Annotated in this window: 10 protein-coding genes; 5 read left to right on the top strand and 5 right to left on the bottom strand. The window is 75.4% G+C overall.

The window, feature by feature from the left end:
• The first annotated feature begins 11 nt into the window (after positions 1-11).
• The 3 genes from Sdia_RS20310 (at position 12) to Sdia_RS20300 (ending at position 4,011) form a co-directional block, all read left to right on the top strand.
• Positions 12-1,685, top strand: a complete 1,674-nt coding sequence (locus Sdia_RS20310; RefSeq protein WP_100454377.1) for a phytoene desaturase family protein — start codon at positions 12-14, stop codon at positions 1,683-1,685.
• Positions 1,682-2,737, top strand: coding sequence for an MDR family NADP-dependent oxidoreductase (locus tag Sdia_RS20305; RefSeq protein ID WP_100453755.1), 1,056 nt, complete (start codon positions 1,682-1,684; stop codon positions 2,735-2,737). Before Sdia_RS20310 ends, Sdia_RS20305 begins: the two co-directional genes overlap by 4 nt.
• An 80-nt stretch (positions 2,738-2,817) precedes the next feature.
• The gene (locus Sdia_RS20300) at positions 2,818-4,011 is read left to right on the top strand and encodes a cytochrome P450 (RefSeq protein ID WP_100453756.1); all 1,194 of its coding nucleotides are present in this window, start codon (positions 2,818-2,820) and stop codon (positions 4,009-4,011) included.
• Between the two features lie 38 nt (positions 4,012-4,049).
• On the opposite strand, the gene Sdia_RS20295 is transcribed toward Sdia_RS20300, so the two are convergent.
• Both Sdia_RS20295 and xylB read right to left on the bottom strand, forming a co-directional pair.
• Positions 4,050-4,652, bottom strand: a complete 603-nt coding sequence (locus tag Sdia_RS20295; RefSeq protein WP_100453757.1) for an N-acetylmuramoyl-L-alanine amidase — start codon at positions 4,650-4,652, stop codon at positions 4,050-4,052.
• Between the two features lie 315 nt (positions 4,653-4,967).
• Positions 4,968-6,398, bottom strand: a complete 1,431-nt coding sequence (gene xylB / locus Sdia_RS20290; RefSeq protein WP_100453758.1) for a xylulokinase — start codon at positions 6,396-6,398, stop codon at positions 4,968-4,970.
• Between the two features lie 186 nt (positions 6,399-6,584).
• On the opposite strand from xylB, the gene xylA reads away from it, so the two are divergent.
• Positions 6,585-7,751, top strand: a complete 1,167-nt coding sequence (xylA, locus tag Sdia_RS20285; protein ID WP_115069309.1) for a xylose isomerase — start codon at positions 6,585-6,587, stop codon at positions 7,749-7,751.
• Between the two features lie 448 nt (positions 7,752-8,199).
• Positions 8,200-8,529 carry a hypothetical protein gene (locus Sdia_RS30310; protein WP_229830456.1) on the top strand — a complete coding sequence of 110 codons (330 nt, stop codon included), beginning with the start codon at positions 8,200-8,202 and terminating at the stop codon, positions 8,527-8,529.
• 108 nt (positions 8,530-8,637) lie between these two features.
• Here Sdia_RS30310 and Sdia_RS20275 read toward each other — a convergent pair whose 3' ends face one another.
• From Sdia_RS20275 to Sdia_RS20265, 3 genes are all read right to left on the bottom strand, one after another.
• Positions 8,638-8,985, bottom strand: a complete 348-nt coding sequence (locus Sdia_RS20275) for a hypothetical protein (RefSeq protein WP_100453761.1) — start codon at positions 8,983-8,985, stop codon at positions 8,638-8,640.
• 255 nt (positions 8,986-9,240) lie between these two features.
• The gene (locus Sdia_RS20270) at positions 9,241-10,527 is read right to left on the bottom strand and encodes an SWF or SNF family helicase (RefSeq protein ID WP_115069310.1); all 1,287 of its coding nucleotides are present in this window, start codon (positions 10,525-10,527) and stop codon (positions 9,241-9,243) included.
• Positions 10,528-10,577: 50 nt separating this feature from the next.
• Complete coding sequence (locus Sdia_RS20265; protein WP_189499900.1) at positions 10,578-13,466, bottom strand: SCO1167/SCO6262 family helicase; 2,889 nt, start codon at positions 13,464-13,466, stop codon at positions 10,578-10,580.
• Positions 13,467-13,495 lie beyond the last annotated feature (29 nt).

Raw genomic sequence — 13,495 nt, 5'->3', positions numbered from 1 at the left:
GCCGGGAGACCATGCTCATCATCGGGGCGGGGCTCGGCGGTCTCTCCACCGGCTGCTACGCCCAGATGAACGGCTACCGCACCAGGATCCTGGAGATGCACGAGATCCCCGGCGGCTGCTGCACCGCCTGGGAGCGCGGCGACTACACCCTGGACGCCTGCGTCAGCTGGATGCTGGGCAGCGGCCCGGGCAACGAGATGCACCAGATCTGGCTGGAGCTCGGCGCCCTCCAGGGCAAGGAGGTCCGTCACTTCGAGGTCTTCAACGTCGTCCGGGGCCAGGACGGACGCGCCGTCTACTTCTACTCCGACCCCGACCGCCTCCAGGCCCACCTCACCGCCCTCTCGCCCGCCGACGCCCAGCGGATCAAGGAGTTCTGCGGCCGCCTGCGCGCCTTCCGCAAGGCCCTCGCCGTCTACCCCTTCCTCAAACCCGTCGGCCTCATGGGCCGCCTGGAGCGGCTGCGGATGCTCGCCTCCTTCGTCCCGTACGCCAACGCCGTGCGCAAGACGATCTCCGTGCTGATGGCGGAGTACGCGGCCCGTTTCCAGGACCCGCTGCTGCGGCAGGCGTTCAACTTCGTCCTCTACGAGAAGCATCCCAACTTCCCCGTCCTGCCCACCCACTTCCAGCTCGCCTCGCACGCCAACCTCTCCGCGGGCGTCCCCCAGGGCGGCTCACTCGGCGTCGCCCGGTCGATCGAGCGGCGCTACCTCGGGCTGGGCGGCGAGATCGCGTACAACACCAAGGTCGAGGAGGTGATCGTCGAGAACGACCGGGCCGCCGGGGTGCGCCTGAGCGACGGCCGTGAACTGCGGGCCGACATCGTGGTGTCGGCGGCCGACGGCCCGACCACCATGAACAAGTTCCTCGGCGGCCGCTACCTCGACGACGCCTACCGGCGGCTCTACACCGAGACCCTGCACCGCCCCGGCATGGTCTTCCCCGGCTACTTCACCCTCTTCCTCGGCCTGCGGCGTGACTTCCCCGAGGCCGACCCCTGCACCACCTACCTCCTCACCGACGAGCAGGCCGCCGAGCTGACCGGCATCCGCCACCCGAGCATCAACGTCCAGTTCCGCAACCGCCACTACCCCGAACTCTCGCCACCGGGCACGAGCGTCGTCTACGCCACCTACTTCTGCGACATCGCCCCCTGGCGCGCCCTGGACGAAGGCCCCGAGCAGGCCACCCGCAGCCGGGGCGGACAGGAGCTGCACACCCTGCCCGTGCGCCACGGGCGCGGCTACTACGCCGCCAAGCACCGGGCCAGGAAGGCGCTGGTGGCGTTCCTGGAGGAGCGCTTCCCCGGCCTGGAGGAGTCCATCGCCGTACGAGACGTCTCCAGCCCCCTCACTCAAGTCCGCTACACCGGCAACCACGACGGGACGGTGCTCGGCTGGCAGCCGTTCGTGGAGAGCGGCGAGACGCTGGAGGAACTGGTGAAGCGGCACGGCCCCGGCCTGCCCGGCCTCGGCGACTTCTACCAGTCAGGCGTCTGGGCGACCACCGGCGGCCTGATCCGCGCCGCCGCGGCCGGCCGCCACGTCATGCAGTTCGTCTGCCGCGACGACGGCCTGCCCTTCACCGCCTCCGTCGACACGTCCGCGCCGCCCCCCACCCACCTCGTCATCCCCGTCGGGCCGCAACAGGAAGCCGCCCCCGCGCCGAAGGAGCCGCAGTGAAGATCAAGAAGTGGGTGGTCCGCGAGCACGTGCCAGGCACCCCGGACGTCGACCGGGTCTACGAGAAAGTGGTCGAGGACGTCGCCATCGACCTCGCACCCGAGGAGATGCTGCTCAAGACCCTCTACGTGTCGGTCGACCCCTACCTCCAGGGCATCGCCCTCGACACCCCCGTCGGCGGCCACATGGGTGCCGACTCGATCATGGAGGTGGTCGAGGCCGGGCCGCGCGCCGCCCACCGGCCCGGCGACCTCGTCCAGGGTTTCGGCGGCTGGCAGTCCCACGTGATCAGCGACGGCGCCCCCAGGCTCTGGCAGACCGGCACCTTCCCGATGGTCTTCCCCGCCTACCGCCGCCTGAGCCGCCACTGGTACGACGCCGCCGTGCCCCTGGAGACCGCGCTCAGCGCGACGGGCGGCCCCGGTATGACCGCCTGGGCCACCCTCACCACCTTCCTGACGCCACGGCCCGGCCAGACCCTGGTGATCAGCGGCGCCTCCGGAGCCGTCGGCACCCTGGCCGGCCAGCTCGCCCGGCTCGCCGGGGTCCGGGTGGTCGGCACCACCTCCAGCCCGGCGAAGGCCGCCTACCTGACCGGGCTCGGCTTCGACGCGGTCGTCCGCTACCGGCACGGCGACACCGCCGAGGAGGTGGGCGAGGCACTGGACCGGGCCGTGCCCGACGGCGTCGACCTCTACTTCGACAACCTCGGCGGCGCCGTCACCGACGCGGTCTTCGCCCGGCTCAACGTCGGCAGCAAGGTGGCCGTCTGCTGGCAGTGGGCGACCCAGGTCGGCGGCGAGGCGGACGGGCCGCGACTCCTGCCGCACATCATGTTCCCGCGGACCACCGTGCGCGGGATCTTCTCCCTGGAGTGGTTCACCGACGCCAACTGGCAGGCCCTCCACGCCGACCTCGGTGAGCGTCTCCGCCGCGACGAGGTGGTCTGCGACCACACGCTGCACCACGGTTTCGACGCCATCCCCGCCGCCTACGGCAGCCTTTACCACGACCGCACGGCCAACTTCGGCAAAGTCCTGGTCGCCCTGTGACCGGCGCCGGGTCGCCGCCAGGCGTCCCGCCCCGTCCCGCCGCGCCTCTCGTCCCCGTACGACCACCGCCCGGAGGTACCTTGTCCACCGCACTCCCCGCGCAGGCCGGACCGCCGCTCGCCCCGCTCCACCGGCGCGGGCCCGCCGAACCCGGGCCGCCCCGGCCGTGCACCCTGCCCGACGGTTCTCCCGGCTGGCTCGTGGACCGCTACGCCGACGTGCGCCAGGTGCTCAGCGACAGCCGCTTCGGCCGCGCCGCGCTCTACGACCGGGACGGCCCCGCCCGCTCGCAGGCCGCGGGCCTCGTGGACGACCCCGAGTTGATGTTCAACCAGGACGGGGCGGAGCACCTGCGGCTGCGCCGCACGCTGCGCCGGGCCTTCACCCCGCGAGCCGTCGCCCGGTGGCGGCCCTGGATCGCCGCGATCGTGGACCACCTGCTGGACGAGATGGCCGCCCGCGGCGGCCCGGTGGACGCCGTCGCCGAGTTCACCCTGCCGCTGCCGCTCGCGGTGATCAGCCGCCTGATGGGGCTCGACGCCTCGGCGCACGGCCGGCTGCGCCACTGGAGCGAACACGCCTTCTGCGACGGCACCCGCCCGCGGGAGGAGGTGGACGCGGCGCTCGCGGAGTTCTCGGCCTTCGGCGCCCGGCTGCTCAGCGAGCGGCGCCGCGCCCCCGGCGACGACCTCGTCAGCAGCCTGGTGCGGGCCGCCGACCAGGAGGGCGGCATCCCCGAGGCCCGACTGGTCAGCCTTATCTGCGGACTGGTGGCGGGGGGCCACGACAGCACCATGACGATGCTCGGCAACTCCCTGCTCTACCTGCTCGGGGAGCGGCCGGACGCCTGGCCCCGGCTGGCCGACGAGGCGTCGGCGGAACTGGCCGCCGCCCGCCTGATCCACCTGATCCCGCTCGGCGACGACCCGGGCAGCACCCGCTGCGCCATCGAGGACGCCGAGGTGGGCGGGGTGCTCATCCCGGCCGGATCGGTGGTGCTCGCCGACTCCACCACCGCCAACCGCGACCCGGCGGTCTTCCCCGCCGCGCAGACCGAGGCGCTGTTCACCCCCCTCCCGGCGCCCACGCTCTCCTTCGGCGCCGGGCCCCACTACTGTCTGGGGGCGTGGCTGGCCCGGCTCGAACTCCACCTGGGTCTGCACCGGCTGGCGGTCCGTCTCCCCGGGCTGCGGCTGGCCGAACCGGGACAGGCGGTCAGCTGGCGCCCGGCCGGCACCTCGCGCAGCCCCGAGCAGCTCCGGGTGACCTGGTGACAAGGCGGCCGCGGGGCGCGCGCCCCGCGGCCGGCCGCTCAGGCGGCCTGGACCAGCTCGATGTAGCGGTCCCAGTCCCACAGGGGGCCGGGATCGGTGTGGGTGGCGCCGGGCACTTCGTGGTGGCCGATGATGTGCGCCCGCGTCCTCGGGACGGCGTACGAGTCGCAGACCGCCGCGGTGAGCGCGGCCGAGGCGGAGTACAGCTCGTCGGTGAAGTACTCCGGCTGGTCGACCCACCCCTCGTGCTCGATGCCGATGCTGCGGGTGTTGTAGTCCCAGTTGCCCGCGTGCCAGGCGACGTCGGCCTCGCGCACGCACTGGGCGACATGCCCGTCGGCGGAGCGTACGACGTAGTGGGCCGAGACCTTCTTGGCAGGGTTCTGGAAGATGCCGAGGGTGTCGGCGTACGTCTCCTGCGTCACGTGGATGACGACGAAGTCCACCGGGTACTCGCGCGGCCGGTTGGCCACGGTGTAGTTGCCGGGGGCGGCCGGCACCCAGTCGGCGTCGGGGCGGCGGCGGGTCTCCGCCCGGCCGGCGAAGGCGGGCCCGGCCGAACCGGCGAGCAGCACGGCCGGCAGCGCGGCCGCCGTCTTCAGCAGTCTTCTGCGGGCGAGGGGGTTCCTGGGACGTTCCACGGCGGTCCTGCCTCTCGGTGGGGGGTACCGGGCCGCCGGCACGGCAGCCCGCTGAACCGCCCCGCCCCGGGCATGGGGCACCGGGACGGGGGTGGCGCGTGTGCGGATGGTGCGTGCGCCACCGCGAGCCCGGGCGTGCGCACCGGCGCGGCGACGACAGCACGGTACGCGCGTAGATGACTGATCGGTAGGGGGTACGGGCGAGCGGACGCGGGCGCGGCGGAAGGCACCGCGTCCGCGCCCGCGCCCGCTCCGGCCTCGGCCGGCCGTGTCCCGGGGCCTCATCGAGCGCGCCGGGTGACGGTGGCGCCGGGCTCAGTCCGTCTCCCAGAGCGCCCCCGCGCTCCGCACCACGCCCGCGACCCGGTCGGCCGTCGCCTCGTCGCGGGGCAGCGGGTCCAGCAACGGACCGTCGGTGGTGCCCCAGCGGCGGGCCACCGCGGCCGGGTCCTCGCCGGTCAGCAGGCCCGCCGCCTGCGCGGCGGCGCCGAGCGCGACCAGTTCGGCGGCGCGCGGCACCCGCACCGCTCGCCCCGTCAGCCGCCGTACCGTCTGCTGCCAGGCGGTGCCCCTCGCGCCGCCGCCGATGAGCAGGACCGGCTCCGCCGGGTCGGCGTCGGCGTCGAGGACCAGGCCGAGCGCGTCGAGCAGGGAGTGCACCGCGCCGTCGTAGGCCGCCTGGAGGATCTGGCCCGGCGTGGTGTCGTGCCGAAGCCCCGTCAGCAGGCCCGAGGCGTGCGGCAGATCGGGGGTCCGCTCGCCGTCGAGGTACGGCAGGAAGGTGGCGGAGCCGCCCGGTTCGACCGCCTCGCGGTCCAGGCCGAAGAGGGCCGCGACCCGGTCCACGGCCTGGGTGCAGTTGAGGGTGCAGGCCAGCGGCAGCCAGTCTCCCCGGGCGTCCGCGAACCCCGCGACGGTCCCGGTGGGGTCGGCGGGCCGGCGTACGGAGACCGCGTAGGCGGTGCCGGAGGTGCCGAGGCTCAGCACCGGCGTGCCCGGGCGCAGGCCGAGGCCGAGCGCGGCCGCCGCGTTGTCACCCGTCCCGGCGGCGACGAGGGTGCCCCGGGCGAAGGGAAGATCGCCGTCGCGGACGGTGCCCGCGACCTCCCCGGGAGCCACCACCTCGGGAAGCAGCCCCCGGTCCAGGCCGATCAGCTCCAGCACCGTGTCGTCGTACGCCTCCTTCGAGCCCGCCCACCAGCCGGTGCCCGAGGCGTCGCCGCGGTCGGTGGTGCCGTGCCCGGTGAGCCGCTCGGTGAGGTAGTCGTGCGGGAGGCGGACGGCGGCCGTGGCGCGGGCCGACTCCGGCTCGTGCTCGGCCAGCCACGCCCATTTGGCGGCGGTGAAGGAGGCGCCGGGCACGCTGCCGATCCGGTCGGCCCACTCCTCGGGCCCCCCGAGTCCGGCGACCAGGCGGCGCGCCTGCGGTGCGGAGCGCACGTCGTTCCAGAGCAGGGCCGGGCGGACCGGGGCCCCGTCGGCGTCCAGGGTGACCAGGCCGTGCTGCTGGCCCGCGACCGAGACGGCGGCCGCCTGGTGGGCGGCCGGACCGCAGGCGCGTACCGCCTCGGCCAGCGCCGACCACCAGTCGCGCGGGTCGCTCTCCCGGCCGGTACCGGTGGTGACACGGTGCGGGGCCTGGCCGGCCGCCACGACCCGGCCCGTCCCCACGTCGACCACGAGGGCCTTGGCGGACTGGGTGGAACTGTCGATTCCGACGACGAGCGGACCCTCGGCGGTTGACATCGGCCTCTCCGTCTCTGCTGGTTGGCCGCAGCGTGCCGGGGCGCGTGCGGCGGCGGCGTGCGGGGGTGGTGCGCCGAGCCTGCCACGCTCGGCGGCCCGGGTCGACCATCCGGCCCCCTTCCCATCCCGCCCTCCCGCCAGTAATTTGTCAACGCCGCGAACGAATACCTTCCAGGGAGCCGCACGATGACGTATCAGCCCACCTCCGCGGACAAGTTCACCTTCGGCCTGTGGACCGTCGGCTGGCAGGGCCGCGACCCGTTCGGTGACGCCTGCCGGCCCGCGCTGGACCCGGTCACCTCGGTCCACCGGCTCGCCGAACTCGGAGCCCACGGCGTCACCTTCCACGACGACGACCTCATCCCGTTCGGCGCCTCCCAGGGCGAGCGTGAGGCGGTCGTGAAGCGGTTCCGGCAGGCCCTGGACGCCACCGGGATGAAGGTTCCGATGGCCACCACCAACCTCTTCACCCACCCGGTCTTCAAGGACGGCGGCTTCACCGCCAACGACCGCGACGTCCGCCGCTACGCCCTGCGCAAGACGCTGCGCAACATCGACCTCGCCGCCGAACTCGGCGCCACCACCTACGTCGCCTGGGGCGGCCGCGAGGGCGCGGAGTCCGGTGGGGCCAAGGACGTCCGGCAGGCCCTGGACCGGATGAAGGAAGCCTTCGACCTGCTCGGCCAGTACGTCGTCGACCAGGGCTACGACCTGCGCTTCGCCATCGAGCCGAAGCCCAACGAGCCGCGCGGCGACATCCTGCTCCCCACCATCGGCCACGCCCTCGCCTTCATCGAGCGGCTGGAGCGCCCCCACCTCTACGGCGTCAATCCGGAGGTCGGCCACGAACAGATGGCCGGGCTCAACTTCCCGCACGGCATCGCCCAGGCCCTGTGGTCCGGCAAGCTCTTCCACCTGGACCTCAACGGGCAGTCCGGGATCAAGTACGACCAGGACCTCCGGTTCGGCGCGGGCGACCTGCGGTCGGCATTCTGGCTGGTCGACCTGTTGGAGACCGCCGGGTACGACGGGCCCCGGCACTTCGACTTCAAGCCGCCGCGGACCGAGGACCTGGACGGCGTCTGGGAGTCGGCGGCCGGCTGCATGCGCAACTACCTGATCCTCAAGGAGCGCGCCGCCGCGTTCCGCGCCGACCCCGAGGTCCGGGAGGCGCTGCGCGCCGCCCGCCTTCCCGAACTGGCCCTGCCCACCGCCGAGGACGGCCTGGCCGGCCTGCTCGCCGACCGTTCCGCCTTCGAGGAGTTCGACGTGGACGCCGCCGCCGACCGGGGCATGGCCTTCGAACGCCTCGACCAACTGGCCATGGACCACCTGCTGGCCGCCCGGGGCTGAACCGGGCCGGACCTGCGCGGGGCGGGGGTGCGGGAGGACCGCGTCCCCGCCCCGCCCATGTCCGGGATCTGTCGCGATTCCCCTCAGGGGGTGGCCATCTGACGCCTCATCACGGGAACCTGGGGTCATGGCCACGCCGCCCGAACCACCCCAGCCCCCGACTCCTCCGCCCGGCGACGGCGGACCCACCCCCGAGCCGGTGCCCCCGCCGCTCCCCGGCGAGGGCGCGCCGCCCGCCGGGGCGTCCGGGCCGAGGCCGCCGGAGGGGCCCGGTCCGCCGCCCGGTCCGCCCCTGCCCGGACCGCCTCCGCCGGGTGGCGCCGGCCAGCCCGCCGGGCCCGCAGCCTTCGGTTCCGGACATGGCGGCCACCCGGGCGGCCCCTGGCCGCCGCCCCCGCCCGGCGACGGCGGACGGCGTCGCGGGCTGCTGATGCTCGTCGCGGCGGCTGTGGCGGTCGCCGCCATCGCCCTGGTGCTGATCCTGCTGGCGGGCCGGGACGAAGGCGAGGACCAGCTGCCGTCCGGCCCGGGACCGCAGCCGACGGCCACCACCTCGCAGGAACCCCCGGCGCCCGACGCGACGCCGCCGGGCGACGCCCCGACCGCCTGGCCCTCGGACTTCCCCTCGGGGTTCCCGAGCGGCTTCCCCACGGAGCTCCCGTCCGGCTTCCCGTCGGAGCTCCCGTCCGGCTTCCCGTCGGACTTCCCCACGGAGCTGCCGAGCGACTTCCCCACCGAGGCGCTGCCGTCGGACTGGGACGCGGGCCTCGGCGGCTGACCGCCCGGCCGGGGTGCCCGCTGCCCGGCCGCCCGCACACCGACGGCGCCGGCCCGGAACCGGGCCGGCGCCGTCGGGACCGGCGGGAGGAGGCGCCGGTCTCAGGGGTCAGCAGTGGTTGGGCACGTTGCCCTTGTCGTTGCCCTTCAGATAGACGGCGCTGACATAACCGATGCCCCCGCTGTTCAGCTGCAACCGGACCCAGTTGCGGTTGGAGATGCCCTTGTCGTTGACGAGGTCCCCCTCCAGCCAGCACAGGCCGGTGTAGCTGTAGCCGTTGTTGACATGGCTGACGACCCGTTCCCCGAGGGCCGGTCCCGCGTGCACCTTGCCGTGCGTCCAGGCGACCACCGCGGTCGCCGCCTGGGCCGGGCCCGCTCCGATCGCCAGGGCCCCCACCAGGGCCGCCCCCGTTCCGGCGATCGTCAGTGTGCGCTTCAGCCTGCTGGTGGACATGTTCTCTCCCGTTGAGGTGCGACACGGCGCGGCGGGTCCCACCGCCGCACCGCGAGCCGGCCACCGGACGCCCCGGCGGCCCGCCCCAAGGGCCCGGCCGCGGTCCGTGGCCCTTGAAGCCGTGCCCCCAACGGTCGCCGAACCAAGATCACCCTTCAATCGCCCGCCGGGGGGAGCGCGCGGCCACGCGTTCAGGGCGTACGGGCCGGGGCGGGCCCGTGCGCCGGGGGCCGCCGGGGCACGAGCCCGCCCGGCTCACTCCGCGGCCCGGGCCGAGTCGAGCGCCTGAGCCGGGTCCAGGGCCGGCGGGCCTGCCGGAGCCCACCGCCCGCGCTCCTTTCGGTACGGCCACCAGCGGCCGTCCGGCGCGTACCGCACCTGGACCCCCTCGGCCGGGAGTGACCAGCGGCCCCGGGCCGCCCGGAGGGCAGGGCGCTCGGCCTCCTCCCACGCCGAGTCGAGTGCCGCCCGCGCCCGCGCCGCCGCCTCCGTGCCGGGCGGTTCGTCCTCCTCCAGCACCCGCAGCGCGGCGGCCCCACCGAACTCCCAGGCCCGCACCGCCAGTTCCAGCGATTCCCGGCTCCGCCCCGAGGCATCGGCGAGCCGGGCGGCCGCCTCCGGGCCGGGCCGGGCCGCCGCCAGCCGTACCGCGTCCTCGGCGAGGGACGGCTCCGCCTCCACCGGCGAGTCGGCGTGCCCCGGGGCCACGGCGCGCGCCAGCCGACGCCGAGCCTCCTCGGCCGCCCGCCCGGCGAGGAAGGAGAGCGCGCGGGCGTCCACGCCGGGTGCGGGCGCCGTCTCCGTGTCCAGGCGCGGCACCTCGCCGGCGTACTCCGGCGGCTCCGGCAGCTCGGGCAACGGCGGGAGCAGCACCCCCAGCGCGTACGCCTCGCCCGCGGCCACGCCCTCCACCGGGGCGGCCGGTGCGGGGCCGGCGCGCCGGGCGCCGCGCACCTGGAGGCTGTCGAGCAGTGCCCGCTCCGGACGGCCGCGCATCAGCAGCAGGACGAACGGGTCCTGGTCCAGCAGTCGCGCCATCTGGTAACTGAGCGCCGCCGTGTGCCCGCAGTGGTCCCACGCCTCACAGGTGCAGGACGGCTCCAGGTCGCCGATGCCGGGCAGCAGGTCCACGCCCGCCCGGGCCGCGTCCTCCACCAGGTGCGGCGGCATCTCCCGGTCCAGCAGCGCCGCCACGTGCGCGGCCCGCTCGACGGCCATGTCCACGAAGCGGTCCCAGCCCCCGGGCGGGAGCGGCTCCCACACCACGTCCGCCCGGTGGGCGACGCCCGCACGGTCCCGCACCATCGCCGTGATCCGGCCGGGGCGGACCGACACCGCGCCGACCGCGCCCGCCCGCGCCAGCCGCCGCCCCGCCTTCAACTGCGCGGAGTCCAGGGCCGTCTCCTCCAGCGCCCGCAGCCACGACTGGCCCCACCAACTGGTGGCGAAGCCCCGCCCGTGCGCCGGGGGAAGTGCCGCGAACGTCCGCTCCTCGCCGGCAGAGCCGGTCTGCTCTTCGAACTCCTCAACCTCGTCCCACATCCCGCTCTCCTCCGTCGTCCCGTCGTCCCGCCGCCCGCTTTCGGCGCCGCTCACCGCGTGGCCCTCCGCAGCGTGACCAGCTCCGCCAGTTCGGCGTCGCTCAGCTCGGTGAGCGCCGCCTCGCCGCCGGTCAGCACCGCGTCGGCGAGCGCCTGCTTGCGCACCAGCAGGCCGGCGATGCGGTCCTCGATCGTGCCCTCCGTGACGATCCGGTGGACCTGCACGGGCCTGGTCTGCCCGATCCGGTACGCGCGGTCGGTGGCCTGCGCCTCGACCGCCGGGTTCCACCAGCGGTCGACGTGGACCACGTGCTCCGCCCGTGTCAGGTTCAGGCCCGTTCCGGCGGCCTTGAGGGAGAGCAGGAAGACCGGGACCTCGCCGTCCTGGAACCGCCGCACCATCTCCTCGCGGGCCAAGATGGGCGTCTGCCCGTGCAGGAACTGGGTGGCCACCCCGCGCGCGGCGAGGTGCCGCTCCAGCAGCCGGCCCATCCGCACGTACTGGGTGAAGAGCAGCACCCCGGCGCCCTCGGCCAGAATGGTGTCCAGCAGCTCGTCGAGCAGTTCCACCTTGCCGGAGCGGCCGCCGACCCGCGGCCGGTCCTCCTTCAGATACTGGGCGGGGTGGTTGCAGATCTGCTTGAGCGAGGTGAGCAGCTGCACGATCAGGCCGCGCCGTTCCATGCCGTCGGCGGCGGCCACCGCGGCCAGCGTCTCGCGGACCACCGCCTCGTACAGCCCGGCCTGTTCGGCGGTGAGGCTCACCGCGTGGTCCGTCTCCGTCTTCGGCGGCAGTTCCGGGGCGATCCCCGGATCGGACTTGCGGCGCCGCAGCAGGAAGGGGCCCACCAGCCGGGCCAGCCGCCGCGCGGCCGCCGGGTCGTCGCCGGCCTCGACGGCCCGGGCGTACACCCGCCGGAAGGTGCCGAGCCTGCCGAGCAGCCCGGGGGTGGTCCAGTCGAGCACCGCCCACAGCTCGGAGAGGTTGTTCTCGACCGGGGTGCCGGTCAGCGCCACCCGTGCCTTCGCCGGGATGGCGCGTAGCTGACGGGCGGTCGAGGAGTACGGGTTCTTCACGTGCTGCGCCTCGTCGGCGACGACCATGCCCCACGCCTGGCCCGCCAGCGCCTCGGCGTCCAGCCGCATCGTGCCGTACGTGGTGAGGACGAAGCCGCTCTCCGGCAGCGGGGCGGCGGAGCGCGCGGCGCCGTGGTAGCGGCGTACCGCGGTGCCGGGGGCGAAACGCTCGATCTCCCGCTGCCAGTTGCCCATCAGCGAGGCCGGGCACACCACCAGCGTCGGCCCCGCCGTCGCCGAACCGGCCTGCCGGTGCAGGTGGAGGGCGATCAGGGTGACCGTCTTGCCGAGCCCCATGTCGTCGGCGAGGCAGGCCCCGAGCCCCAGCGAGGTCATCCCCGCCAGCCAGCTCAGCCCTCGCTGCTGGTAGTCGCGCAGGGTGGCGGCCAACCCCTCCGGCACGGGCACCGGTTCGGCGTGGTGCGGATCGGCGATCCGGGCCCGCAGCTCCTCCAGCGCGCCGGAGGCCCGCACCTCGACGCGCTCGCCCTCGACATCGGCGGAGCCGGTCAGGGCGGCGCCCACCGCGTCCATCGGCGCGAGGGCGTGCTCGCGCCGCCCGCGGGCCCGTTCTGCCTGCGCGGGGTCGATCAGCACCCACCGGTCGCGCAGCCGCACCAACGGCCGCTTGGCCTCCGCCAGGACGTCCAGCTCCTCCCGGCTCAGCCCCCGGCCGTCGAGGCTGAACCGCCAGCTGAACGTCAGCAGGGAGTCGGCGCCGAGCAGTGCGGGCCCCGTCCCCTGGCCGCCCGCGTCCGGGGTCGCGCCGATCACCCCGCGGGCCGTCAGTCCCCGCGCCAGTTCCCGTGGCCAGTACACCTCGACCCCGGCGCCGGCCAGCGCCTTCCGGCCCTCTCCCAGCAGCTCCGTGACCTCCTCGTCGGCCAGCTCCACGGCGTCCGGGACGCCCGCCGCCAGCAGGGGGGACAGCGGAGCCCACACCCCGGCCGCGCGGCGCAGCGCCAGCAGCGCGTCGACCCGGGTGCGGGGTCCGAAGGCGCCGTCGTCCGTCCCGGCCCAGACCTCCGCCGCTTCGGCCACCCGGGCGGCGTCGTTCAGGCTGTGCAACTGGAGCACCGCGCGGAAAGCGCCCAGCGCCCCGGCGCCGTCACCGGTGCCGGGGACCTCACCCGCGCCGTCGATCCCGGCGGGCGCCTCGACCCGCAGCGAGAGCCGGACTCCCGCGTCGTGCCCGGCGGCCACGTCGGCTGCCCAGTCCCGCTGCTCCGGAAGGCGCTGGGCGGGCCCGGCGGTGTAGGCGTCGCTCCCGGCGAGGGCGGGGGCGGCCGCCGTGCGGGGCAGGGCGTCGGCGAGGGCGTCGAGGAAGTTCCGCAGCAGCCGCTCCGGTCCGGTCAGCCGGAGCTCGGCCGCCTCGGTTCCGGGCGGCGCCGCGACGGGGCAGCAGTGTGCCGTCGGCGGCATGGACGCGGCGAGTCCGCGGACCCGCGCCAGCTCGTCGGGGCCGAGCGGGCCGCACCGCCAGGCGTCGTGATCGGCGGGGGAGAGGCCGGGCAGCAGCAGACCCCGGGAGAGCAGGTCCAGCGCGAGCAGGGCGGCGGCGCCCCAGAAGGCGGCCGCCGGGTGGGCGTCGTCCAGGACCCGGGCCCGGGTCAGGACGGGGACCGCCCGGGCGACGGGCAGCAGGACCGCGCGTACGGGCTGGACCCGGAGCGACCCGTCGTCGTCGGGCAGGACCAGGGGGAGTTCCCGCACCTCGGCGCCGGGCACCCGGGGCGGGCCGGCCGGTGAGGACGGGAAGAACGCGACGGTGCCGCCGCGCGCCGGGTCGCCCGGGAGGAAGACCGCGGGGCAGGCGGCGAGGGACCGGACCTCGGTGGGGGTGAAGGGAGGGCACATCTGCACGGGGATGGCTATTCCTCAAATTTGACTAC

The sequence above is a fragment of the Streptomyces diastaticus subsp. diastaticus genome (genome assembly GCF_011170125.1).
Lineage (GTDB): Bacteria > Actinomycetota > Actinomycetes > Streptomycetales > Streptomycetaceae > Streptomyces > Streptomyces diastaticus.
The sequence above is the reverse complement of the archived record's forward strand: the minus strand, read 5'-3'. Positions and strand labels throughout refer to the sequence as shown.